We start from the raw sequence: 24,549 nt of genomic DNA on the forward strand, positions 1-24,549 counted from the left end.
ATGCATTGCATACCATATCAATTTCTTGTAGTTCCGAGATAACGCATTCCCCACAACCCAGATTCCTAAAGGCAATCGGAATCTGTGAGAAGGAGCAAGAAGCCGAAATGAGAGAGAATTGGGAATTGCTAACGGAGATTGACGCTCCAGAAAATGACATCCCCGAATTGAATGATGCGGAATTTGAGTTAATCTCAGATTTCACACCCCAAGGCGATCAACCCGCAGCGATTGATAAACTCACAAATGGACTGCTACGGGGTGATAAAGCACAGACTTTGCTCGGTGTGACGGGGTCTGGCAAGACCTATACCATGGCGAATGTTATCCAAAACGTTCAATTGCCCACACTCGTCATCTCACCCAACAAGACACTTTGCGCCCAGCTCTACAACGAATTCCGAACATTTTTTCCAAATAACGCCGTTCACTACTTCGTCAGTGATTACGAGTATTATCAGCCAGAGGCATACATCCCTGCTACCGATACCTTTATTGAAAAGGATGTCCGTATTAATGAGGAAATCACGCGAATGCGGCTCGCTGCAACTGCGTCCCTAATATCGCGTCGAGATGTTATTGTTGTTGCAAGTGTTTCTTGCCTTTATGGTCTCGGATCTCCGCGTGAATTTGAGAACCAAAGAGTTCAGATAACCGTGGGTGATGAAATTCGGCGCGACAGTCTCCTACGTGCTTTAGTGGATATTCAATACGTCCGCAACGACGTTGAATTCTGGCAAGGGGTCTTCCGAGCACGCGGCGATGTCGTTGAGGTGTTTCCGGCTTATAGCGAGAACGCGTATCGTATTGAACTCTTCGGGGACGAGATTGATCGTATTAACGAAATTGACACCACAACCGGTGAAGTGTTAAAACGACATGAATCCCTCGAAATTTATCCCGCGAAGCACTTCATGACCGATGCCGAAATCTTTGACGAGGCATTAATTAATATTGAACTCGAACTCCAAGAACGAATCCTAACTTTTGAGAAGGAAAATAAATTACTGGAAGCGCAGCGCATTGAACAACGCACCCGTTTTGATTTAGAGATGTTGCGGGAGGTTGGCTACTGTTCCGGTATTGAGAACTACTCGCGACATCTCTCTGGATTACAACCGGGTGAACCGCCTTATTGTCTCATGCACTACTTCCCTGACGATTTTCTGCTCTTTATTGATGAGTCCCACGTAACCATTCCGCAGCTACGCGGCATGTATCGCGGGGACCGGTCAAGAAAGACGACGCTCGTCGAGTATGGGTTCCGTCTGCCATCTGCATTAGACAATCGTCCACTGCGTTTTGACGAAGTGGAGGCGCGTGTCAATCAAGTTATTTTCGTTTCAGCAACGCCTGGTCCCTATGAGATGGAAAACGGTGCGCAAATTGTTGAGCAAATCATCCGTCCTACTGGACTGGTTGATCCAAAAATTACGATCCACTCGGTGAGAGGACAGGTCGATCACCTCATCGGCAGAATCCAGGAACGTGTCAGGCACAAGCAGCGTGTCCTCGTTACGACCCTCACCAAACGGATGGCAGAGGACCTAACCGAATACTTAACCGAAGCAGGAATTCGCGCCGATTACATGCACTCCGAGATTGATGTGTTTGATCGGGCGCGTATTCTGCGCCAACTTCGCGAAGGCGTTTTTGATGTTCTTGTTGGGATCAATCTACTTCGCGAGGGGCTTGACTTACCGGAGGTATCTCTCGTCGCAATCTTGGATGCCGATCGACCCGGCTTCCTCCGTTCCGTCAGATCTCTCGTTCAAACCGCTGGACGCGCTGCACGGAACGTTGATGGTGAGGTTATCCTCTATGGAGATAATATCACTGACGCGATGGCGGAAGCCATACAGGAGACGCAACGCCGACGCGACATTCAGCTCCAGTATAACGTTGATAACGACATCACACCTGCAACAATTGAAAAGGCGATCCAAGAACTGATTGCCGAGTCTGAGGATACGTACAACACGAAAAAACCCGATAAGCCAGTGGTTACCGTCGAGAGTATCGCGCCTGGAGATGTTGAAGCGTTGATCACTGACTTAACAAGGCAGATGCGAAAGGCTGCCCTTGAACTCGATTATGAGGAAGCCGCTGCCTTGCGAGACCGTATCGTTGAACTGAAGGAACAATCAACGAAACAAGAGACGGTTCAGGCTGTCCAAAACGCTGATTGAATCTTTAGCATTTAAATCTTGCATTCCAATGCTGAATCTGCTAATATGCAGGAATCAGTTGTAACTTTAAACCCCATAACTTTGAATCTCCTGAGGATTATTTTTTCACGAAATGTTAATCTTCTTGAGGAATAGAGAAAGGACTTTACCATGTTTGTTTGTGTCGCTTGCGGTTATTTGTGGAAGGAAGCAGATAGCCCACCAGACGAGTGCCCGGCTTGCACGGCACCCAAAGAAAAATACATTCCTTACGATGACCGAGCGGAACGATGGGTCAAACGCGCAGTCGCAGCACATGTCATGTATCCGGATGCAGAAGACGCAGACCTTCGCGCAGAAAATTCTGCACTCTCATCACACATCAGGTTTGCCCTCGTCGGGTTGCTCGGTGACCTTGAGAAATCCTAAGTAGTTATCGGTTGTCAGCCGTAGTGGTTATCGGTTAACGGTTTTCAGTTGTTCGTTAGAGGGACTACTGGGACAATCACCCGCTTTTGGCGTACGCCAAGAAGTGGTGAATTGGTACATTAATACCTCTTAACTAAAATACCTCTTAACTAATAACCGATAACTGACAATTTTTATTTATTTTATAGTAAATTCCAAAAACAAATACACACTTCCAACCCCCGGTAGGTGCGGTTTCCTAACCGCACCCGCAGAATGCTACACGCGCATTCTGACGTTGATTCGCTGAGTGTATAAGTAATTACAGAATCTACTATAAAAAGAAAGGAAGCAGCATTGTCCAACAGAGACGGCTGCTGCAATGAAGGAAATCAATGAAACAGATACGTTATTTGCTGATCCTATTTTTTATTGCCTTACACGGAATAGTATCAGCGCAAGACCTTTCAGATCGGGTGATAGAGCACACGCTCCCGAACGGTCTGAAGTTGTTAATGATTGAACGCCACACCTCCCCTACTATCGCGCCATACATCCTCTTCAAAGCAGGTTCCGTTGATGAATCAGACGATACACGCGGCATCGCACACATGCTGGAACACATGTTGTTCAAAGGCACTAAAACAATCGGCACAAAAGATTATGAAAAAGAGAAGGAAGTCCTTGCCGAAATTGATCGGATAGGCGATGCACTTGACATGGAACGGGCGAAAGGCTCCAGGGCAGATGAGGCTAAGCTTGCGGAATTAGAAGCAGCACTTAAAACGCAACAGGAACTCGCAAAGGAGTGGATTGTCACAGGAGAGTATACCGAAATCTATACGCAGCACGGTAGCACAGGCTTCAACGCCGGCACCTCTGTTGACTACACCATTTATACGGTCGAATTGCCATCTAACAAATTAGAGTTATGGGCAACGCTTGAGTCGGATCGGATCAAGAATGCTGTCCTACGTGAATTTTATGTCGAGCGTGAGGCGGTCAAAGAGGAACGTCGGATGCGTGTTGATACGCAAGCAGGCGGTAAACTCTACGAGCAATTTATCGCAACGGCGTTTACTGCCCATCCGTACGGTATGCCGATTATCGGTTGGCCCTCGGATATCGCGATGCTAAATCGTCGCAAGGCTGCGGAATTTTTCCGCATCCATTACGCACCGAACAACTCCGTTATCGCCATTGTTGGAAGCATTAATCCCACTGAAACCATCGCGCTCATTGAGAAATACTTCGGTGATATACCGTCCCAACCCCTCCCACCTGAGGTCACAACCGATGAACCGTCTCAAGAAGGGGAACGCCGGATTGAAGTCGAATTTGACGCAGAACCCCAACTCATGATTGGGTACCATAAACCGACAATTCCGCATTTTGACGATTATGTGTTTGATATGATTAGTGCTATTCTTTCCGATGGACGCACCTCTCGGTTCTATAAAAACATCGTTGAGGAAGGGATAGCTGTCTCTGCTAATTCGGTAAACGGATATCCCGGTGGACGCTACGATAATCTTTTTGTTGTGAATGCGACACCACGCTCACCCCACACAACCGCCGACGTTGAAGAAGCAATCTATGCTGAACTCGAAAGGCTCAAAACCGAACCTGTTGCGGAAAGGGAATTTAAACGTATCCTCAAACAGGTTGAGGCGGGTTTCATCCGCGGACTGAGTTCAAACGCTGGAATGGCAAGGCAATTAACCTTCTATGAAGGGATCGCAGGCGATTGGCGTTATATCCTTGATTGGCGGGAAACGATGTATAGGATCACGCCGGAAGACATCATGAAAGTCGCAAACACCTATTTTACAAAAAGCAACCGCACCGTCGCTACGCTTGTTAAAAAAGGGGTCGTAGCACCTACAGGTAACGACGCGGAGGGGAACGAGTAATGAAAAAATGGACTTCTACAGGGACTCTCATCGTCACACTGATCGCTTGTCTTGTTGTGTGGGGAGTTCCCTCCACATTCGCAAGACCATACGAAGAACTTACCTATGAACCGATTGAATTTAAACCACCCGTTCCAGAGAAACGCGTACTCTCGAACGGAATGAAACTTTATCTTATTGAAGACCACGAGTTACCACTTTTCAACATCAACGGTTTAATCAAAACCGGCGACATTTACGATCCACAGGATAAAGTGGGGTTGTCATCCATATTTGCCAGTGTCATGCGGACGGGGGGTACAGTGTCGCGTGAACCGGACGCACTGAACGAGGAATTGGAATCTATGGCGGCTTCTGTGGAAGTCGGCATGTCCCGTGAATACGGCACAATTAACCTCTCAACACTCGCCGAAGACATCGAAAAAGGGTTAGAAATCTTTGCCGATGTACTCAGGAATCCAGCGTTTCGTGAAGATAAATTGGAACTCCGTAAGCAACAATCAATCGAACGTATCCGGCGACGCAACGATAATCCTATCCAACTCGCATGGCGGAACTTCTCTGCTCTGTTATACGGAACGGATCACCCCTTCGGTTGGTATACTGAAATGGAAGGCATAGAGAGTATCACTGTTGGCGACCTCAAAGCCTTTCACGCAAAGTATTACCATCCTGATAACATGATGCTCGCAATTACAGGCGATTTTGATACAGAAACCTTAATCGCGCAACTGGAAAAAGTTTTTGAGGGATGGGAAGGTGCGAAGATTGCATTTCCGGATGTTCCAACCGTGGATGGTACACCGAAACCCTCCGTTAATTACATCTTCAAGGACTTTCCGCAAACGACGATGTTAATCGGGCATTTCGGTATCAAACGTACTCCCGATTTTCCTGACTTCTTCGCACTCCGGGTCATGAATGAGATTCTCGGAGAAGGTGGGTTCACCTCACGTCTGATGACGGAAGTACGCGAGAAACATGGACTCGCCTATATGGTCGGCAGCCTGATGCAGACAACTTACTACACGAATCCAGGGGAATGGTTCGCTTATTCACAGACCCGTACCGAGAAAACCGCAGAGGCAATTTCACTCATCATTGATGTCGTTAAGGGACTCCGAGATGTCCCTGTGCCGGAAGCGGAACTGCAGCGCACCAAAGATTCACTCGTCAATTCGTTTGTTTTTGGCTTTGAAAGCAGCTCACAAATCGCCTTTCAGCAGATGATGCTTGACTATCGCGGTTACGCACCCGGCTTCCTTGAAACCTATACCGACAATATCGCTAAGGTCACAGCCGAAGATGTACAATCTGTCGCGCAAAAATATCTCCATCCCGACTCACTCACAATTGTCACTGTCGGAAATAAAGAGAACTTTGATCGACCCCTTGAAGAATTCGGAGCGGTTAACGAGATTGAAATAGAGCGACCCGCACCGCCACCACCTCCCGAACCGATGCCCGAAGCGAGTGAAACAGACGTGGCGAAAGCCAAAGAAGTCCTTGCTGCTGCTGTTGAAGCACACGGGGGGCTTGAAAAGTTGCAAGCCGTGAAAAACATCGTCATGGAAGCGCGGGCGACAGCAAATTCACCGATGGGGCAAATGCAAGTCGAGGGCAAATCCTACTACGTCTATCCTGATAAATTCAGACAGGATGTCAAGCTACCACAAGGTGAAATGGGATATGTCTTTGATGGTGCCTCTGGGTTTGCCCTGACACCGATGGGGGTTCAACCCTTACCGCCTGATGTGACGAACTCCTTTAAGGATGCAGTCTTCCGGGAAACGATATGGCTCCTGACAAATCTCTCACAAAATGAAATTTCGGTTCAGTATGCGGGGACGGAGGATGTACACGGCACATCCGCACATGTTCTGCTTGTTCCGCAGCCCTCTGGTGAAACCTTACGGCTTTTTGTGAGCGAAGAGACACATTATGTCGTAAAATTCGCTTATCGCGAGATGGCACAAGGTGTTACGGCAAATAGAGAGTCTCTCATGAATGATTATCGCGATGTTGACGGCGTTAAGGTCGCTTATCATGTTGTTCAGAACGTAGACGGTGAACTTTTCTCTGAAAGTCGGGTAACAGGTGTTACGCTAAACGCTGAGCTTGACGATGCCCTATTCATGGAGCCAGAGTGAAAACCTTAGATTTACGTGTCCGTTACTTTCAGGATAGCACACCAGCAGATGAACCGTGCCTTGAAACCGCCTTCATCCGCCGTGAGTTTGAGATGCCGTTACCAGTTGATGAGACCGCTTTGGTGCTCGTTGATCTCTGGAATGTGCATTTCATCGAGAGTTGGATAGAACGCGCCGCACGGATAACGAAGGAATGCGTTGTGCCAGTCTTAGACGCTGCGCGGCGAGCGGGCTTGACAATCGTGCATGCCCCTTCGCCGCCGGTGGCGGAGCAGTATCCGCAACTCCAACGTCACAAACCCCCTGAACCGTCTGTACCTTCGGCGTGGCCCCCCGCTGCCTTCCGAAGTCGAGAGGGGGACTATACCGTTTACCGCGGTCCCCGCAGTCAACCGCCGGGGATCGGCGTGCATTGGGACAAACTCGCAGACCAACTTTCTGTCTCTCCTGCGATTGATGTGAGCCCCGAAGAGTTTGTTATCGCAACAGGACAGCAGCTCCATGAACTGCTGGAAGAACGGCGTATCTTGCATCTGATCTTCGCCGGTTTCGCAACGAATTGGTGTGTCTTGGGCAGGGATTACGGTATCCGTTCGATGGCGCGGTATGGATATAACATCGTGCTACTCCGCGATGCTACAACGGGTGTAGAGTTTCCCGATACTTACGGTAACCTGTTCACAACAGAGATCGCCATTCGGGAGGTGGAGCAGCAGTACGGGTTCAGTGCATCAAACGCCGATTTCTTCGCGGCGGTTGAGGGACTTTCAGCGTAAATTTTCATTTTTCATTGTTAGGCGAGGATGGCTTCGGCTTTGTGCCTCGCCTTTTTTCTTACACTTACAAGAGTTCCGCATGCAAAGCAAAAAATCACAAGAATCTCAAAAATTACTGGACTCCATAAGAGAAAAATACAACCAAACCGATGAGCTTGACCGTCGTAAAGAGGAGGCAGAATACGGTTTGGGAGAGCATGAGCAGGCGTTTGTTGAGAAGTTCCCAGAAGGCAGCCGCCTGCTTGACATCGGTTGTGCGTCTGGACGGTTATGCCTTGCCCTTGCGAAACTCGGATACGCCGTCACCGGTATAGATGTTGCCGAGAAACAGATAGCACAGGCACAACGGATTGCTGAAAAAGAGAGCATTGACATAACATTTCTACATTGCGAACCATCGACACTCCCGTTTCCCGATGCGTCTTTTGCAGCGGCTTTTATGGGGAACGTCTACTGTTATATCCCACATCGTGCAGCACGGATTGCGTTTTTAGAAGAAGTCGCACGGATACTCTATCCCAAGGGGCAACTGTTTCTGTCTAATTCGGTCCTTGATGGTCTTGTTGACAGTTACGAGCCAACGTATGATGAGAATTATAACCAATTTGCTTCAAACTATGAGACGTTAGAAAAAGGTGATAATTTTTGGTTAGAAGAACAACCGATTTACGTGCACTATTTCTTTTCAGATGATCTCAAAGCCGAGTTGGAAGAATCACCATTTCGACTACTCAATTCTTCTGTAGAAAATGAGCAAGTTCGGTGTGTGTTGCAGAGGAATGAATTAGGTTAGGAAGATAAAACAAAGGTATCCTTGAACTTTCGGAACCATTGAGTAAAAAGCACCACAGCCTCTGGATCCTGACGTTTCGGTGAAAACTGATAAGTCCCTTCACTTTTTTCATCGTAAGACAGGGCATAGACCCCTCGTGCCTGTCGTCCGCTCGCGATAACTCCCCAGGCTTTCCCATGGAGGTATTCATCTGCTACAAAAGGTTTTTTCATGCCCGGAGCGATAGCAATGAGTCCGCACGTATAGGTCGAGCTGAGTGAAATGACGCCAGCAGAGAACCCGGGACTTATGGAAATTACCCCGCAAGATCCCCAGAGACCTATCGAAATGATGCCACAAGATCCCCAGCAACCAATCGAAATTACACCACAAGATCCCCATACACCAATGGAAATCACACCACAAGACAAATTTCCAAACGAAATCATTCCTGATGAGATTAATTCGTAACTGATATTAGAGAGGCCTAAGGCATGCCAGACGTTTAAGAAACCCGTGATGTCGACTTTTGCCTGATCTAAATACCATGCGATCCCATAAGCGATGAACGGCGAGCTAACGACAAGCCATAAAATCATAAGGAAGGTTTCATATTTCCGAGCGTACCCGTTGAACGTTCTTCGGAAGATTTCTGCATCAAAGGGATAGTTATGAATTTCACCAGTTTTTGTCTGTTTTTCTAAGGTTTCTTGCATCTGTATTCCCTCCGCCAAACGCCAAAAAAGTATGGGTTATACCCCACTTTTAATCAGCACAAACTATAGCCCAAATTTTGCTGCGTTTATGTGGTTTCTTGATCGATTTCGGTCAGTATTTCTCGAAGAGATGAGTTTAATTCGACTAACTCTTGTTGTAAATCGGATATCTGTTGACGCAGCATCTTGACTTCATTCTTTTTTGATCTGCATGTTTACGACGACGGTGTTCAATAAGTTGAGGACGATTCAAACGTAAGCGTTGAATGTAAAACGCCCCTTCAGGAGTTTCTCCAATGAGTTCCGCGTTCTGCTGTTCACGAAGATGCAAAGTTAGGTTGTCTTCAAGTGGATGAAGTAAGCGAAGGTGTGGAATTTGAACTTCGTGCCAATATGCCCCTTTGTGTTCGTTACATCGGGGACAACAGTAAACGAGATTTTCATCATCGTTTGTGCCGCCGTGGATTGTTGGATGGTAATGGTCTACTGTCAGCGTTGCCCAACGTCCGATTCGTGAACACCACAATATCCGCAACTGTATACATAACGCTGACGAATCCTCTCTTGCTGTGATGCATCCATTCTGTCACTTTGTTTCAACGTGTGTTTTAGAAAGGTTTTGGCCGGTGAGGCGATGATACTTATCGGCAAGTAATTCGCGTTTTGATTGGAGTTGCGTCAGATATGCGCGGGCATCGGTTAGCAGTCGCTTATGCTCAGTAACAATATCTTGCAATTGCGAAGCCATCTCTTCAAGTTCCGCTTTTTCTACCTGCAGCTTTTGGCTTTTTTCTTTTCCTGGTTTCAATGCCTCTGCTTCCTCCGCATCTAACTCAGCGAAGATGGCTAAAAGTTCTGTCCGTTCTTCTTCAGTCAAGCTACCTTCTGCCTCCCGAAGTCGGAGTCGTTCTAATCTATGCTGTCTGTTTTTCATCGTTCTATTTTCCTATGTATGGTGAGTCCAGGAGCGGTTTTTAGCGTCTTGAATCTGTGCCTTTTAATCAGCAGCGACGGTTTCCAATGGCGGAAGTTCTGGGTAATTCCCACGCGCGTTTCGCCATGCAATGACCCCTTCAGCAACCATCCATATCTGCAACACTTCAACAGCGACACCGAATCCGAAGAGTAGATATTGACCAGTGAAGAGCCAGCCCGTCTCTGGGTTGAACATCTGATGGAGCATTGCCCACGCTGGCATAACGAGCATGACAAGCATCGGGAGAAATGCGAACCAGATAGGCTTATCGCGACGCAGGAGATAAAAAACGATGACCATAAACGCTAATCCCGCTAAGAGTTGATTCGTCGCTCCGAAAAGGGGCCAGAGCGTCAATCCACCACTCCCAGGTCCACCCGCCCCCTGTAGCAAGGCGACAGCAGCAGCGAGCACTAACGCAAACGCAGTTGCGATATAACGATTTGTCAACGGTTTGATGTTAACAGTTTGTGCCAGTTCGTGGATGACATAGCGTTGCAATCGCGTCGCTGTATCGAGCGTTGTTGCCGCGAAACTCGCAACAAGTACCGCCATAATCGAAATGCTCATCTTAAGTGGAATCCCAAGGGATGCGAGAAAGTTTCCACCTCCGTCAACAAATGCACTCACCTTTGCCTTGAGAGTATGGCTTGCCCAACCACCAACGACCCGCGTTGTGCCATCAGGGTTTGTTACCACCGTGCTTGTCGCGTAACGGGTTTTCCACGCCTCTTGATTGGCAAGCGGGGCTGCGCTTTCTGCCTTAACAATGGGTTGGAATGTATAGTTTGCACCAGTGCCAGTCCGATTGAAAATTCCCATACCGATACCAGCACAGCAGGCGAGGATAACAATAACAGCAAGACCCCCTTCAAGCAGCATCGCACCATAGCCGACGTATTGTGCGTCGCCTTCAGACGCTACCTGTTTGCTCGACGTACCGGAACTCACCATGCAGTGGAAACCGCTAACAGCACCACACGCAATGGTAATGAAAAGGAAGGGCCAGATCGGTGGTGCGTCGGGTGGAATGTCGGAGGCGACAGCCGGTGCGGATGCCACTAAATCTGCGCTGCCCGTGAATCCAGCGACAGCAAGTCCGAGTATAAGTAGCAGCAGTGCCAATACCAACTCGTGGCTATTGATGAAATCTCTCGGTTGCAGGAGTGTCCAGACAGGCAACACTGAGGCAATGAAGCAGTAGACAAAGAGCACCAGTGTCCAGATGACAACGACGTTCAAATAGGTTTGTCCGAGGAGCGGGATGCCGAACCAATGTCCCAAGTCAATCGGTAGGAGGTAAGCACCAACTGCCATGCCGATATACATGATGCCGAGGGCAATAATGGATGGCACGAGGATGTTACCGCCTCGACGATAGATCCAGAGACCGATAGCGACGGCAAGCGGAATTTCTATCCAAACGGAGAGGACAGATTCAGGATAGTAGGAAAAAATAAGGGCAATGACCAAACCGAAGACAGCGAGGACGATGGTCAAACCCATAAAGAGGACAAAAAGAAAGAGAAATTTGGCCCGCGGACCAATCATTCTGCCCGCAACTTCGCCGACGCTCTGCCCCCGATTCCGCAGTGAGACAACAAGTGCACCAAAGTCGTGAACAGCACCAATAAACACCGAACCGAGAACAACCCAGAGCAACGCTGGCAACCACCCCCAAAAAACAGCAATCGCCGGACCCACAATCGGACCCGTACCCGCAATGCTGGTAAAGTGATGTCCAAAGATAATCTCTTTTTTCGTGGGAATGTAGTCTACATCGTCTCGTAATTCTTGACTCGGCACCGTTGCTTTCGCGTCCAAGCCGAAAATTTTTCTCGCCAACCATTTGCCATAAGTATGATAGGCGACGATGAAGCCAATAAAACTCAAGACCGCAATTATCAGTGTATTCATGAGCGCAGCTCCAACTTTTTCAGAGTTGTGCTTGCCAACTGACTTCGTTTATCTGATACCGGTGAGTATCTCGAATGTGAGTTGATCCAACTTCTCGTATCCAAGACCTTTCTGGGCAAGGGTGTCAGGTTCAAAGTCTATCTTCCTCAATTTGCCGACGCTCTCAGCGGTGTAGTGTGCCATGAGTGCTTCAAGTTCGACATCGCGGGCATGCAGTTCAGCGAGGATCCCTTGAATCTCAGCGTCTTCATTGAATCGATGGGCTTTCTCTTTGAGTATGAGATAACTCCGCATACAGCCAGCAGCGAAGTCCCAAACCCCTTGTTCATCTTCAGTTCGATAAGCATGCGCGTCGAAGTGTCGGTTCCCGTCCCAGTTAACATCTTCGAGGAATTTGACGAGGAAAAACGCACCTTTAATGTTCTCGGAACCGAACCGCAAATCCTGATCGAAACGACTCATCTTTTGGTCATTCAGATCGATATGAAAAAGTTTCCCAGATTCGTATGCCTGCGCGACACCATGTAGGAAACTCAGACCTGCCATCGTTTCATGTGCGAATTCGGGATTAACACCGACCATTTCGGGGTGATCGAGCGTTTCGATGAAGTGAAGCATGTGGCCGGTCGTCGGTAGATAGATGTCGCCGCGCGGTTCGTTTGGCTTCGCTTCCAAGGCGAAACAAAGGTCGTAGCCTTGGTCTTTAACGTAGTGCGTGAAGTAGTTCATCGCCTCACGGTTCCACTTGACAGTATCGGGGCCGTTCTTAGCAGCGTCCACTTCCGCGCCTTCACGTCCACCCCAAAACACATAAACCGTTGCGCCGAGTTCTACACCGAGATCAATGGCGTTCAGAGTCTTCTGGATGGCAAACGCCCGCACCTTCGGGTCATTAGAGGTAAACGCGCCGTCTTTGAAGATTGGATGGTAAAAGAGATTTGTTGTAGCCATCGGCACTTTCATGCCATGGTCAGTGAGTGCTTGTTTGAATTCGCTAACGATTTTATCACGTTCAACGGCTGAGGCATCAAAGGGAACGAGGTCGTTATCGTGCAGATTGACCCCATAAGCGCCCAGCTCGCTTAATTTTTGGACAGTGTAGGTAGGTTTCAAGGGGGGCCTGACGACATCACCAAAGGGGTCGCGTCCGGGGTTACCCACCGTCCACAATCCAAAGGTGAACTTATGCTCAGGCTTAGGCTGATACTGTTCTGACATGCATTCACTCCTGTTGTTTGTTAATTTTGGCGAAGTTATAAGCCAACATTTAAATTATACCATATTTGGTATCTTTGTTGCAAATTCTTATCGTTGTTTGCTCTGGATCGTTTATGGTAAATTAAAAAAAAGGATCCTAACCACAATGGAGAAAAATAACTTGTCCCTGCACCCGAACCTATGCTAAACTCTAATATGAGTTCGATAAAGGAGAACGCACGCATGGTTACCCGGGAAGATATCCAAGCGACATGCGACGACATCGTGCGCGAATTTACGCCCCTACAAGTGATTCTCTTCGGTTCCTATGCCTACGGCACACCTACCGAAAACTCGGATGTGGATATACTTGTTGTCATGGATATTCCTAAATCGGAATTTCGCAACAAGGCTGTGGAAATCCGGCAACGTATTCCTGACCGTTTCAGTTTGGATCTTTTGGTGCGTTCACCGGAAGAAATCGCGTCTCGCGTCTCGTATAACGATTGGTTCCTTCGAGAGATTACTGAAAAAGGTGATTTTCTCTACGGATCCGATGCGGATTACAATAGAGGGAACCGGCGAAGCACGTCAAACGCTGTCAAGAAGGAGCAGGACCGCATGAATCCGTTGGCGCTGGAGTGGGTAGAGAAGGCTGAAGAAGATTATAGTATAGCAGAACTGGCGCGACAGGCATCCCGTCCATTTCACAATTCTATCTGTTTCCATGCCCAACAGTGTATTGAAAAATATCTCAAGGCATGGCTTCAGGAGGCAGACGTTCCCGTCCCAAGGACGCATGACCTTGAAGAATTGCTGGCGTTGATTGAACCGACGCTACCTGCTTGGGCACAGTGGCAGCCTGATTTTAAGAGAATAACCGAGTATGCGGTGGACTCCCGCTATCCCGGTGATTCGGCGACTGCTGACGATACGCAACACGCCATGCGGATATGCGGTGCGGTGCGGCAAGCCGTTCGGGCCTCGCTGAAATTGTCAACAGACAACGGTAAATAAGCAGTACACTACTCACCTCACAAACTTTTATGCGTCCGTCCTAACGACTGAAGTTGCGGGTGTTCCTGATAAAGACTGGTGTGTTATGCGTCAAGGTGCGCGCCAATCTGCTTCAAGACTGTCTCATAGTCTGCTTCTAACTCTACTGGCGCGTTCAAGTAGCGGGGAGGCGGTTCACCCGGGGCAACATTGTGATACGCTACTTTGAAATCTGGAAATTTGAGACCGTTTGCTGTAGAGATTACGATGACCCTGTCATCTGGAAGGATTTGCTGGCGTTCAATCATTTTTATCAGCACAGCCAACGCGACACCCGTATGTGGGCAATTGAACAGTCCGGTTCTATCCGCTCTCGCCGCCGCATCCGCCAATTCCGTTTCTGTCGCTTGGTCAACGATCCCATCAAACCGTTTCAAGGTTCGGATGGCACGGTGAATTGAGACCGGGTTTCCAATCTGAATTGCCGTCGCTTGCGTAGATTGTGCTGTAATGGAGCGAAATTCCGTGAAACCGGTTTGGTAACTTCGGTAGAGTGGGTTTGCACGTTCGGCTTGCGCACAAGCGATGCGTGGGAGTTTATCGATGATACCAAGTTCCAACATCATGAGGAAACCTAATCCAAGTGCCGAGACGTTGCCGAGGTTGCCACCCGGAATAATAATCCAATCGGGGACCTCCCAATTGAACTGCTGCACGATTTCGATACTAATCGTTTTTTGCCCCTCAATTCGGATGGAGTTAATTGAATTCGCGAGGTAGAAGTCTTTACGGGCAGCGAGTTGTTGTACAATCGCCATACAGCCATCGAAATCTGTCTCTAACGAGAGTGTTAGGGCACCGTTAGCAATAGGTTGGATGAGTTGTTCACGGGTAACTTTGGCTTTGGGTAGGAGAATAACTGCGGGAATACCAGCTGCAGATGCGTACGCTGCGAGTGAGGCGGAAGTGTCACCTGTAGATGCGCACATAACAGCACGAATGTTCCCAGATTCAGCAATAATCTGTTTAACCATTGAGACGAGAACAGTCATTCCAAGGTCTTTAAAAGAGCCAGTATGACTGTTACCGCACTGCTTAATCCAAAGGTCATGCAAACTAAGTTGTTCACCGAAACGTTCTGCCCAGAACAGATTCGTCCCACCCTCATACATGGAGATGACGTTATCGTCGTCAACATTCGGGCAGACAAGTTCCTTTTTTCCCCAAACACCGCTACCATACGGATATTGTGTCCGCATGTAACGCTTCTCAAAAAGGGATTTCCAATCTGCAGCACTGCGTTGTTTCAGCGCATCCAAATCGTGCCGCACCTCTAACAAGCCGTTGCAATTTTTGCACCGATAGATAATTTCTGTGAGTGAATAGGTTTCACCGCATCCTTCACTGCACTGAAACCAGGCATTGTAGTCCATTACGCTGTACTTTCCTCCATAACAGCTGCGGGCAGTTCTTGTGGGGATTCGCTCCCGTTAGGCGCGCTAAGGAGTTCATCAATCTCATCAAGTGAAGGGAGTTCAGAGGCATCCTTCAATCCGAATTGTTGAAGGAACTCATCGGTCGTTGAGAAAAGGAGAGAACGGCCAGCCTTTCTGCCAGCAATAGAGACAAGCCCTTTCTCAATAAGTGAATTAAGGACACTGTCGCTGTTTACGCCTCGAATCGCAGCCACATCGGCACGCGTGACAGGTTGTTTGTAAGCAACAATCGCAAGCGTTTCTAATGCTGGCGGGGATAGCGTGACGCGAACTTGCTGGGTATAAAACTTCTGAATCCACGCTGAATATTGAGGACGTGTACAAATTTGATACCCGTTCGCAATTTCAGCGAGATGGAAACTGCGTCCCATCTCTTGATAGTCGTCACGGAGGGTATCAAGCACTTTTCGGATAATGCGAACATCTAACCCCGACAGTACTGCCTGAAACTGTTTCAGCGAAATCGGTTCACTGGCAGCGAACAAAATCGCTTCCAAAACCGATTTCAATGCTTGCTCCGACATTGAAGCCGGGTCATCTATTGGTTCCACGAGGGTAACGTATTCAGAATCCATAAACTAAGTTCCTAATAGCCTTGCTCTTCTGAGTGAGGCGTTTCTACGGGCGGAGGCAGCGCAATCTCGTGATCGGTTGTCTCCTCCTCCTGTTTAACGATATAGATACTCTCAAAATGATCGGTTTGGACAGTGACAATTTTCCCAATCCGGATCAGTTCTAAAATAGCAAGAAATGTGACAATCCGATCCAACTTGCTTGAAGATAGCGGAAATAAATCTTCAAAAAGCAATTGGTTTTCGTTTATCAACTGTCTGTCAATGAAAGCGATTTTATCCTCAACGGTGATTGTCTCTTCTTCGACCGTTTCGTACATCTCTTCGGTATCTATCTCTGCAGCACGGTCGTTGATATTCTTGAAAGCAGAGAGTAAATCAAAGAGGGTCGCTTTAATTTCAAACTCACGGGTACCATCTAAATCGGCGTGCAGTTTCGGACTTCTGCTATAGAGCAACGTGCGCCGTTCAGCGTAAACATCCAACGCCTGTGCTGCCTCTTTAAACCGCTTGTATTCTAAGAGCTGTCGGACAAGTTCTGCCTGATCCCCAAGTGTATATTCAGCGTCTGGGGTGAGCTGCGGAAGGATGCTCTGTGATTTGATATGAAGCAGCGTTGCCGCCATCACCAAAAATTCAGATGCGACATCCAAGTCCAACTGCTCCATTAAATTGATGTATTCCAGATACCGCTCTGTGATTTGTGAGATCTGAATGTCATAAATATCCATCTCCTCTTTTTCAATGAGATGGAGCAGCAGATCTAACGGTCCCTCGAATCCCTCTAATTTGATAGAATACATCGGGGACACAGTATCGAGGTCTTGGCTTTCAGGTGTTTGGATTGTTTCAGGTAACATCTATGCTACTTTCAGGATTATAGGACCTAACTTACAAATTTTCCATATCGAAGTTTAAGCAATATCTTCCCAACTTCCATACTTCCAACTGATCCTTTAATATTGAAACTTGCTGAGTATAAAACAATTTATTTTTCAGCGTAAGCCGACAATTGTTGCTATTAAATCGAATATCGCATAACTAATGTCACTCAAGAATCCGAATATGTTGAGTATAGGGAGGAAATATGGCATAAAGATCAGACACATCAAAATTGGCATACCGTAGGGCATTAACTTTTCAAATTGACGTGCAGCATCTTCCGGAAGCAAACCTCGAACAACGCTAAAACCGTCCAGTGGAAAGAGCGGCAGCATATTAAACGCTGCGAGAAACACGCTAATGAGTGCCATCCGAATGACTTGCCTATTTATTTCAGCGTGCAGCAGTGAGCTCCGCGGACTGAAGTCTGTAAATTCCAATACGATCCTAAGTCCTCCCAAAATGACGAAAGTGAGCAGGATATTCATGAAAGGTCCCGCCGCTGCGATTAGCATCAGATCTCGGCGCGGGTTCTTCAGATTGAACGGGTTGACCGGCACCGGTTTTGCCCACCCAAAGAAAGCACCGCCAAAGAGTGTACCGAGTAGCGGGAGTATCACCGTACCGATGATGTCAATGTGGACCCCCGGATTCAGCGACATTCGTCCCTGATTCTTCGCCGTTGGGTCCCCTAACATATCCGCTGACTTCGCATGTCCCCATTCATGAAAGGTTAACAGTATGATGAATTGTGTAACTATAAGGATTGCTGCAAAAGGATCGAAATTAGACATTGTCTATTTGGTGCCGCTTGCAAGTCAAATCTTGCTATACAAAAGTCCGTAAGCGGGAATACGCCTCCTCTTTTTTATTAATTTCTCCGTCTAATTGTGCGGCAAATAGTTCCCAAAGTTGCGTTTTAAACGCACGACTCGGCTTTTTTCCCAATTGAATTAAATCTTTCCCTGTAATCAAGGGTTGAACCTTGCGCAGCGCAAGGAGGTAGCCTCTTATTTTTTCGCGTTTCCATTGCGGGGCTGTTTCATCTTCAGCCCCCAGAACTAACGCCTCAAGTGGATACGGTTTAAGCAATTGGTAAATTTCGCTCGGTTTCACTCGCTTCTTTAGTGCGCCAAGTCCTTTTTTTAATTGATTATAAGCAGTGAGCGGCGTTTCTACCTGAAATAGACTGCTTTCTCCGCAGACGTAAGTTGTTCCTATCCCTGTTGAAACGTCTGCATCAACGATGAGCCATTTTCCATTTTGGCATTCAATTGAAACGTCCTGCGACAACGGAAATCCGAGTTTTTCAAAAACAGCGTGTGTCACCTTCTCAAGTGAAACGCGATGGTTCTCCGCCTGTGCAGGGCTTACCAACCGCCGCAGTTGATGCGTTAATACAAGCCTAAAACTCAGTGCCTCAATCTGATAGACTGGCGTATGCGATCCAAAAAATGCCATCCAACGGACAAGTTCAGACCGAAATTCGTCATCCGTAAGATGCTCTGATGCCCAAGCGATTGCCCGTTGCGCCGTTTGGAAATCAGTCCCAAAATTTGGTGAAATCTGCCATCCTGTGCGGACTATATCATATACGTCAAATTCTGCGAGTTGTTGCACAATTCGCGGAGCATTCTCCTCCAAAAGGACCCTATCAATTTCATTCCGAATCCGTTCACCACTCAGTTCTGCAAGTACAGGGAATGCCGCCCGGATTAGATCCACATCCGTCTCAGCAATACGAAAGTTATAACGTCCAGTATACCGACAGGCGCGGAAAATACGCGTCGGATCGTCCGTAAAGCTTCGCGCGTGTAGAACCTGGATGATACCTTTCTCAAGGTCTTCGAGTCCGCTTGTGTTATCAACAATAGTCCCGAAAGCACTCTTATCTAAACGCATTGCTAATGCGTTTATCGTGAAATCCCGCCGATGCAGGTCATCCGTGAGAGTTCCATGTGCTACTATAGGTAACGCTCCTGCAGTTTCGTAAGTTTCACGACGTGCCGTGACGAAGTCTATTTTGGGCAGATTAGGGTTCGCTGGCGTGACAGTTGCAGTGCCGAATTGCGGATGCACGTGCAATTTCCCGTTCCACCGATCCTGCATCGTTTTTGCGACTGGCATTGCATCCGTTTCCACAACGATGTCGATGTCGAGGTTCGGTCGTTTGAGCAGAAGGTCACGGACGAACCCGCCGACGATGTAAGTGCCTTTTCCACCGACTTCGCCGATTTCCTTCAGCAGATTTAGAATCGGTTCAGGAATATTGGGCATCATTTTTCTTCGTGGATGGATTCTCTACTGTTTGTCTGGGACGATACTTATACGAAAGCAAAGACCCGGGTCGGGGCACCGGAACTCTGTGCCAACTTTAACGGGGCAATGACTACATAGAAATGCGTCGGCAACTGACTTAAATTGCACAGATCTTCAACGTGTGGGATACCCGCACCCAAGAAGACGAGGTGTGCAGGCGGTAAGCCGTCGTGCAACGGTGGGTGTCCGGCAACTGAATCAATGCTACACGCATCTGTTCCTATGACCTTTATGCCCTTTTCGACGAGCAGCTCAGCGGCATCCTCACTGAAACCGATCCACTCCCGATTGAAGTTGTCCTGATAGACGAATCTGTCCATCCCTGTTCTCATGAAAACGATACTGTCCGCTGGAATTTCGCCGTTTTCAGTTACCCACGCTTTAACATCTTCAGCGGTCACAGCGTCGTTCGGTTTCTTAATCGCGGAATAGTCCATCAACACGGCGTGTCCTGTCAGTTTCTCTTTTGGAATTTCGGCGATGGTCGCTCCACCGGGATACATGAGACAAGGCGCATCCATGTGCGTGGAGTAGTGTCCTGACATATCAACGCGGCTTTCAAAGTAGCCATCTTTTTCTAACGTCGCCTGATCGTATATTTTCGCCGGATCAATCGGCAGTTCACGCGGGCTATCTTCATCAACCACATAGGAGAGATCCAGCACATTTTCAAAGTCAAGATGCATTTTATTTTTTCTTTCCTTCCTACAAACCTTTTACTTTTGCAAATCTATGCTATGTAGTATAACACATCTCCTTGAAATGTTCAAGTAAATCAGAAATCAAGCACTCTGAAAATAGTTCAAAACCGTACTGTGCAAGCCCCCATTCGTCGCTATGAGAGACGCAGTGTCTTTCGTAACAGGCTGCCCCTGTATGTCTGTTACCTTCCCACCGGCTTCTCGGACGATAACAGTGATAGCAGCGATGTCCCAGACGCTAATCGCTGCTTCAATAACAACGTCTGCCCTCGCGGAAGCCACGAGGTGATACATATAGAAATCGCCGAATCCTCTCGAACGTGCCGCGGCGTTGATAAGGTTGTAAGCACCCGGGAAAGTGCCTTTCTCTGTAAACCATCTCAATCCACCGTGGCAGATCATTGCGTCTTCGGGTTGTGTTACATCGGACACCTGAATCGGTTCACCATTTAGAAAGGCACCGCCGCCGGTCTCGGCATAGAGGAGCTCGTTCAAAAGGGGAGCATTGGAGACACCCAGAATAAGTTCCTCACCTTTCATCAGCGCAATTTGGGTCCCGAAGATCGGGATTTTTCGGATATAATTCTTAGTCGCATCAATTGGATCAATAATCCAGAGGTAGGGTGATGTGCCTTCTTGTGTTCCGTATTCTTCACCGAGAAAACCGTGGTCAGGAAACGCCCGTTTGATGGTTTCACGGATGACTTTTTCGGCACCCCTATCGGCGTGGGTGACGGGTGTTTCATCGTCTTTCAGTTCGACTTTTATATCGCCAGTGTAGTAAGAGGTGATTATCTCTTCAGCGTTTTTCGCGGCTTCTAATGCAACGGTTAAAAATTGACTGGGCATAGATTCTCCTGTCTGGTTTAACGAAGTGAAATTGCCGGACAATAAATCCGGCTCCATTCGCGGTCCCACCACGTCCCGTCCGAACGTTTTGTGGCAAGGTCAGTAAAGTGATAATTGTAAAGGGTCGCCCGAACATAACGGGGTGGCGTGTCGGGGAACGGGTTTTCTGCTAATAACTTTAGCACCTCTGGATTTCCGCGCAACAACGATCCCATAAAATTGAGAAACCAATACGTATTCTGGTAGTCCCCTTGAAGTGCAGCGAACCACATCTGCCAATCTAAGCGTGGTTGGTGTGGGGCAACCCATTTCGGCGCGTTTGTCAGGTCCCCCGGTTTCCATCGAAATTCATAAGCTTTCCATGTTATCCGGTCATTGCTACCTTCAACAATAATTTCTGGGCGCGACTCCGTCATATCCGCAAAAAGTCCGTAGGTGTTCACACTCCGAAACGGTGTAATCCAAGCGACATCTGGCAACCGTCCGTCTCTAAAAAGTTGCCCGCTGAATCGGAGGCCGCTTAGAAGAAAGAGAAGTACTGCCACAACCCCTATACAGATACGGCTATACCTATGGGGTGCCTGTTCGAGCAAACGGATAGATGGCATCAACCTTTTGGGTAGAAGCCTTTTCCACGCCACGTCGTCAATAAGCAGGAGACACAGCGCAATCGTCAGCAGATTGAAAAAGCAGTAATTCCCTGTCAGGATGATTAACACTTGTAGTCCGACGAACCCGATGCATCCGGCAGTTCGCAAGCGGCGCGGTGCAAAAATCAGAAACGGAATAACTAACTCAACGGCGAACATGCCCAGGACCGAGACTTTCTGAAACCATTCGGGGAGCTGATGCACATACCACGCGATTGATGTCGGCAAAGGCTGCGTTTCATAGTGAAAATTAAGGGCAGTCAGGTTTCGCCACACTTCATCACTGGCAAGTTTGACGAACCCAGAAGCGAACATCAACCGAAACAAAAGCCAACGTGAGAGCCATAGAAATGCACTGGAAGGTTGGGAAGTTCGTGAAAGTGTGTCGCGGATTTGAAGCGGCGCGAAAAAGATTGCCAAAAATCCCGCCTCTAAGAGCAGCACATCCCACTGGAAGCTCAGAAAAACTTGCCCGACTGACACCAGCGACAGATAGAATGCCCATAAACCGACTAAGGTCCACGTTGGAAAGAAACCGGCGATTAATACCAAAGATAGAACAGCACCACCAGCGCACAAGAGGTGAAGACAGAGGTCTGACGGATTCAACCAAAATAGCGTTGGGACGAGGTGATAGCCTGATGTTCCGACCTGTTGACGCACTGCCGTCAAAAACTGATCCGCCGGTAAAATACCGTTACTTCCAATAAGCCCATGGACCTGGACCCAGAGAGAGAGGAAGGCGATGAGGTAGATACCACCGAGGGCACGCAAAAAAAGCCAGCGCGAAAGACCGAGAGATGTTCTTCCGGTGTGGGTTCCCCAGAGCCAGCGTGTCATTGCTGAAAAGAAGGGACGGTGTCGGGCAATAAGGCGGTAGACCGTTTCAGACACCTTTGCGAACCCTGGGAGCTGGTAATAGCACCAGAGGAGCAAGCCACTGTTCAAAGCACGCAGGACAGCTTCTGCACCGCTGAGAACGGTTCCGTTTTCTTGGATCAGCTGCACCGAGCTCTCAAACGCTGAGATTGGTATCTCTGGGAATTGTGATGCCACCTCTTGATACGGGGCATAATCAACACGATCACCCGTCACATGTTGCCATTGTGCAATCCAATATCGGCAGAAATCGCAGTCGTTATCGTATGCAAGGAGCGGTTTGCTGCTGTGTGAATACATCAAAAATTTTTGGCGAGGTCCGCCCAACGCTTACAACTTAGATGAGAAATCAATTCCATGCCCGGTGGATTTTGGTGATAGCTTCAACGATCTGATCCATATCTGCCTCCGAACCAAGCAGAAGGTTTTGGAAAAGCCAGACGCTCTGTTCACAGACCGATGCCGCGTTTGGACAGGGCAGCGACCGAATGAGGCGCGGATATTTCTGCGCAACGTGTGCCATACCGGGTTCCTCTGAAAGTGGGGAACGATAACCGATTGAACACGGAACGCCTTCAGCAGATAGCGCATTGACAAATGCTTGCCGCGACTTACCACCGAATCCTTCAGGGTTGTATTTCAGACAGTAGAGATGATACCCATGTTTGGTAACCCATGGGGCGAGTTCTGGGGGTGTGATACCTTCAATTGTTTCTAAAGCGTTGGAGAGATAGGTAGCGTTTCGGTTGCGGATGTCTGTTTGCGCCTCTAAGAGTTCCAACCGTACGAGGAGTATTGCCGCGAGGTATTCTGATGGACGATAGTTCCAACCGAGTCTTGGATATTCCCATCTCGCGCCACCCGGGGCACGTCCGACATTCATAAAAGCAGAAACCCTGTCATGGATGTCTTTGTCATTAGTCGTGACCATCCCGCCTTCGCCGGAGGTCAGGTTTTTCGAGGCTTGGAAACTAAACGCACCGACATCGCTGAGGGCACCGACCTTCTTCGTCTGGTATTCCGCACTGTGTGCTTGTGCACAATCCTCAACAATCGCAAGCTCATGGCGGCGCGCAATGTCTTGTAACGCGCCCATATCCGCTGGGTGACCACCGAGGTGGACGGGTAGGATCGCGCGTGTTTCCGAAGTAATTGCCGCTGCTACTGCCTCTGGGTCAATCGTAAATGTCTCTGGTGAAATGTCTACAAATACGACGGTGCATCGACGTTCCAAGACAGCACTCGCTGTCGCGACGAATGTATAGTTCGGCACGATAACTTCGCCACCATCACTGAATCCGTCGAGGTCAAGCGCGCCTGCTAAAGCCGCACTAATTGCGTCAGTACCATGTGGCATGAAAAGGGCGTAATTTGTACCGGTATACTGCGCGTATTGCTCTCGAAAACGCACAATCATCGTGCCGCCAGACCCTTCGTTACCGCTCAGATAGACTTCCCTGAGCAAGGGTTCGATCTTCGATTCCCACTCGTCTGTTGTATGGAGGGGCCAGGGCGACCAAGGGTCAATTTCTGTATTGCGAACAGGTGTGCCACCTGAAACTGCTAATTGGTTGGACATGCAAATCTCCAGTCTTCTGTTTAATGTTCGACAGTTCGGTAGTTCGGGTCGTGAAGAACAGCCCAAGGGTTATCTCTATCTTTTCGCGGAGATAAGGCTTCCCTCTTCATCCACATATACCACTTCCCAGCCCTTTGGGACGGCACCCGTATTCAAAAGATTCAACTTCTGCCTCTCAGAGAGTTCTCCGTTTTCCGATCGGGTTATAGCGTTTGTGTGCCAGATCTCAGCACGTGATTCAGTTTTTAGCACATAAATCCGTCCCGGAATATTGGGTAACGCATTTTCATTTATCACAATCCAGTCTTCCCTCTCCGGGGTGACGTATAAGGCTTCAGCAACTTGGGTGTCAGTATATATCTCAGTTTTCGCCTTGAAGTTTGGCAGTAGAAGACACCCAACAAACGTAATTCCGAAGATAAGCAAATATAAGTAATTTTTCTCAGTAAATTTCATGATTTTTTCCTGCGCATTGCTTCAATAATAGTATTTATCAATGTATTGCAGAATTTACATTATAAGCAGAAAAATAGCAAGAAAAAAATGGCGGATTTGACAATTGGGGGATAAATGTATACAATAGGACTTACGCAAAATTAGAAAATGAGTTGATATATTCTCAGTCGTCGCTTA

The 24,549-nt window shown here is 48.1% G+C and carries 22 protein-coding genes; 7 read left to right on the top strand and 15 right to left on the bottom strand.

Annotation, left to right across the window (positions count from 1 at the left end; all coding sequences use genetic code 11):
- Nucleotides 1-107 precede the first annotated feature (107 nt).
- From uvrB to OXN25_19125, 6 genes are all read left to right on the top strand, one after another.
- Nucleotides 108-2,189 (top strand): excinuclease ABC subunit UvrB, encoded by a 2,082-nt coding sequence (uvrB, locus tag OXN25_19100; GenBank protein MDE0426965.1) that lies wholly within the window; start codon nt 108-110, stop codon nt 2,187-2,189.
- 150 nt (nt 2,190-2,339) lie between these two features.
- Complete coding sequence (locus OXN25_19105) at nt 2,340-2,597, top strand: hypothetical protein (protein ID MDE0426966.1); 258 nt, start codon at nt 2,340-2,342, stop codon at nt 2,595-2,597.
- A gap of 374 nt (nt 2,598-2,971) precedes the next feature.
- A complete protein-coding gene (locus tag OXN25_19110) occupies nt 2,972-4,489 on the top strand; it encodes a pitrilysin family protein (GenBank protein ID MDE0426967.1) in 1,518 nt (505 codons plus the stop codon).
- Entirely contained in the window at nt 4,489-6,639 is a 2,151-nt protein-coding gene (locus OXN25_19115; protein ID MDE0426968.1) for a pitrilysin family protein, read from the top strand. The genes OXN25_19110 and OXN25_19115 overlap by 1 nt, the downstream gene beginning before the upstream one ends.
- The gene (locus tag OXN25_19120) at nt 6,636-7,415 is read left to right on the top strand and encodes an isochorismatase family protein (GenBank protein MDE0426969.1); all 780 of its coding nucleotides are present in this window, start codon (nt 6,636-6,638) and stop codon (nt 7,413-7,415) included. Before OXN25_19115 ends, OXN25_19120 begins: the two co-directional genes overlap by 4 nt.
- 79 nt (nt 7,416-7,494) lie before the next feature.
- The gene (locus tag OXN25_19125; protein ID MDE0426970.1) at nt 7,495-8,208 is read left to right on the top strand and encodes a class I SAM-dependent methyltransferase; all 714 of its coding nucleotides are present in this window, start codon (nt 7,495-7,497) and stop codon (nt 8,206-8,208) included.
- Here the strand turns inward: OXN25_19125 and OXN25_19130 are convergent.
- The 5 genes from OXN25_19130 to xylA all read right to left on the bottom strand — a co-directional run bounded on the left by OXN25_19130 (nt 8,205) and on the right by xylA (nt 13,014).
- Nucleotides 8,205-8,903, bottom strand: a complete 699-nt coding sequence (locus OXN25_19130; GenBank protein MDE0426971.1) for a hypothetical protein — start codon at nt 8,901-8,903, stop codon at nt 8,205-8,207. The two genes, OXN25_19125 and OXN25_19130, sit on opposite strands and share 4 nt — an antisense overlap.
- 145 nt (nt 8,904-9,048) lie before the next feature.
- Complete coding sequence (locus OXN25_19135) at nt 9,049-9,429, bottom strand: HNH endonuclease (GenBank protein ID MDE0426972.1); 381 nt, start codon at nt 9,427-9,429, stop codon at nt 9,049-9,051.
- A 60-nt stretch (nt 9,430-9,489) separates the two neighbouring features.
- Entirely contained in the window at nt 9,490-9,837 is a 348-nt protein-coding gene (locus OXN25_19140) for a hypothetical protein (GenBank protein ID MDE0426973.1), read from the bottom strand.
- Between the two features lie 63 nt (nt 9,838-9,900).
- A complete protein-coding gene (locus tag OXN25_19145; GenBank protein MDE0426974.1) occupies nt 9,901-11,796 on the bottom strand; it encodes a carbon starvation protein A in 1,896 nt (631 codons plus the stop codon).
- A 48-nt stretch (nt 11,797-11,844) separates the two neighbouring features.
- A complete protein-coding gene (gene xylA, locus OXN25_19150) occupies nt 11,845-13,014 on the bottom strand; it encodes a xylose isomerase (protein MDE0426975.1) in 1,170 nt (389 codons plus the stop codon).
- Between the two features lie 222 nt (nt 13,015-13,236).
- Here xylA and OXN25_19155 point away from each other — a divergent pair, with 222 nt between their 5' ends.
- Nucleotides 13,237-14,010, top strand: coding sequence for a HEPN domain-containing protein (locus OXN25_19155; protein MDE0426976.1), 774 nt, complete (start codon nt 13,237-13,239; stop codon nt 14,008-14,010).
- A gap of 83 nt (nt 14,011-14,093) precedes the next feature.
- On the opposite strand, the gene thrC is transcribed toward OXN25_19155, so the two are convergent.
- From thrC to OXN25_19205, 10 genes are all read right to left on the bottom strand, one after another.
- Complete coding sequence (gene thrC, locus OXN25_19160; protein ID MDE0426977.1) at nt 14,094-15,422, bottom strand: threonine synthase; 1,329 nt, start codon at nt 15,420-15,422, stop codon at nt 14,094-14,096.
- On the bottom strand, nt 15,422-16,060 hold the full coding sequence (gene scpB, locus OXN25_19165; protein ID MDE0426978.1) for an SMC-Scp complex subunit ScpB: 639 nt from the start codon (nt 16,058-16,060) through the stop codon (nt 15,422-15,424). Before scpB ends, thrC begins: the two co-directional genes overlap by 1 nt.
- A gap of 11 nt (nt 16,061-16,071) precedes the next feature.
- On the bottom strand, nt 16,072-16,917 hold the full coding sequence (locus OXN25_19170) for a segregation/condensation protein A (protein MDE0426979.1): 846 nt from the start codon (nt 16,915-16,917) through the stop codon (nt 16,072-16,074).
- Nucleotides 16,918-17,052: 135 nt separating this feature from the next.
- On the bottom strand, nt 17,053-17,733 hold the full coding sequence (locus OXN25_19175; protein MDE0426980.1) for a site-2 protease family protein: 681 nt from the start codon (nt 17,731-17,733) through the stop codon (nt 17,053-17,055).
- A 34-nt stretch (nt 17,734-17,767) separates the two neighbouring features.
- Complete coding sequence (locus tag OXN25_19180) at nt 17,768-19,219, bottom strand: hypothetical protein (protein ID MDE0426981.1); 1,452 nt, start codon at nt 19,217-19,219, stop codon at nt 17,768-17,770.
- Between the two features lie 44 nt (nt 19,220-19,263).
- Entirely contained in the window at nt 19,264-19,944 is a 681-nt protein-coding gene (locus OXN25_19185) for a cyclase family protein (GenBank protein ID MDE0426982.1), read from the bottom strand.
- Between the two features lie 96 nt (nt 19,945-20,040).
- Nucleotides 20,041-20,808: an inositol-phosphate phosphatase gene (locus OXN25_19190; protein MDE0426983.1), complete on the bottom strand. Its 768-nt coding sequence runs from the start codon at nt 20,806-20,808 to the stop codon at nt 20,041-20,043.
- 17 nt (nt 20,809-20,825) lie between these two features.
- A complete protein-coding gene (locus OXN25_19195) occupies nt 20,826-22,637 on the bottom strand; it encodes a lipase maturation factor family protein (protein MDE0426984.1) in 1,812 nt (603 codons plus the stop codon).
- A 49-nt stretch (nt 22,638-22,686) separates the two neighbouring features.
- A complete protein-coding gene (locus tag OXN25_19200; protein MDE0426985.1) occupies nt 22,687-23,916 on the bottom strand; it encodes a DegT/DnrJ/EryC1/StrS family aminotransferase in 1,230 nt (409 codons plus the stop codon).
- 75 nt (nt 23,917-23,991) lie between these two features.
- A complete protein-coding gene (locus OXN25_19205) occupies nt 23,992-24,372 on the bottom strand; it encodes a hypothetical protein (protein MDE0426986.1) in 381 nt (126 codons plus the stop codon).
- Between the last annotated feature and the right edge of the window lie 177 nt (nt 24,373-24,549).

This window comes from Candidatus Poribacteria bacterium (assembly GCA_028820845.1).
Lineage (GTDB): Bacteria > Poribacteria > WGA-4E > WGA-4E > WGA-3G > WGA-3G.

Excerpts from the sequence above, each read along its gene's own strand:
- OXN25_19105 (MDE0426966.1), top strand. The coding sequence starts at position 2,340 with ATGTTTGTTTGTGTCGCTTGCGGTTATTTGTGGAAGGAAGCAGATAGC.
- OXN25_19155 (MDE0426976.1), top strand. The coding sequence starts at position 13,237 with ATGGTTACCCGGGAAGATATCCAAGCGACATGCGACGACATCGTGCGC.
- OXN25_19130 (MDE0426971.1), bottom strand. The coding sequence starts at position 8,903 with ATGCAAGAAACCTTAGAAAAACAGACAAAAACTGGTGAAATTCATAAC.
- OXN25_19170 (MDE0426979.1), bottom strand. The coding sequence starts at position 16,917 with ATGTTACCTGAAACAATCCAAACACCTGAAAGCCAAGACCTCGATACT.
- OXN25_19125 (MDE0426970.1), top strand. The coding sequence starts at position 7,495 with ATGCAAAGCAAAAAATCACAAGAATCTCAAAAATTACTGGACTCCATA.
- OXN25_19180 (MDE0426981.1), bottom strand. The coding sequence starts at position 19,219 with ATGATGCCCAATATTCCTGAACCGATTCTAAATCTGCTGAAGGAAATC.
- OXN25_19185 (MDE0426982.1), bottom strand. The coding sequence starts at position 19,944 with ATGCATCTTGACTTTGAAAATGTGCTGGATCTCTCCTATGTGGTTGAT.
- scpB (MDE0426978.1), bottom strand. The coding sequence starts at position 16,060 with ATGGATTCTGAATACGTTACCCTCGTGGAACCAATAGATGACCCGGCT.
- OXN25_19205 (MDE0426986.1), bottom strand. The coding sequence starts at position 24,372 with ATGAAATTTACTGAGAAAAATTACTTATATTTGCTTATCTTCGGAATT.
- OXN25_19195 (MDE0426984.1), bottom strand. The coding sequence starts at position 22,637 with ATGTATTCACACAGCAGCAAACCGCTCCTTGCATACGATAACGACTGC.
- uvrB (MDE0426965.1), top strand. The coding sequence starts at position 108 with ATGAGAGAGAATTGGGAATTGCTAACGGAGATTGACGCTCCAGAAAAT.
- OXN25_19140 (MDE0426973.1), bottom strand. The coding sequence starts at position 9,837 with ATGAAAAACAGACAGCATAGATTAGAACGACTCCGACTTCGGGAGGCA.
- OXN25_19175 (MDE0426980.1), bottom strand. The coding sequence starts at position 17,733 with ATGTCTAATTTCGATCCTTTTGCAGCAATCCTTATAGTTACACAATTC.
- OXN25_19110 (MDE0426967.1), top strand. The coding sequence starts at position 2,972 with ATGAAACAGATACGTTATTTGCTGATCCTATTTTTTATTGCCTTACAC.
- thrC (MDE0426977.1), bottom strand. The coding sequence starts at position 15,422 with ATGGACTACAATGCCTGGTTTCAGTGCAGTGAAGGATGCGGTGAAACC.
- OXN25_19200 (MDE0426985.1), bottom strand. The coding sequence starts at position 23,916 with ATGTCCAACCAATTAGCAGTTTCAGGTGGCACACCTGTTCGCAATACA.
- OXN25_19115 (MDE0426968.1), top strand. The coding sequence starts at position 4,489 with ATGAAAAAATGGACTTCTACAGGGACTCTCATCGTCACACTGATCGCT.
- OXN25_19145 (MDE0426974.1), bottom strand. The coding sequence starts at position 11,796 with ATGAATACACTGATAATTGCGGTCTTGAGTTTTATTGGCTTCATCGTC.
- OXN25_19190 (MDE0426983.1), bottom strand. The coding sequence starts at position 20,808 with ATGCCCAGTCAATTTTTAACCGTTGCATTAGAAGCCGCGAAAAACGCT.
- xylA (MDE0426975.1), bottom strand. The coding sequence starts at position 13,014 with ATGTCAGAACAGTATCAGCCTAAGCCTGAGCATAAGTTCACCTTTGGA.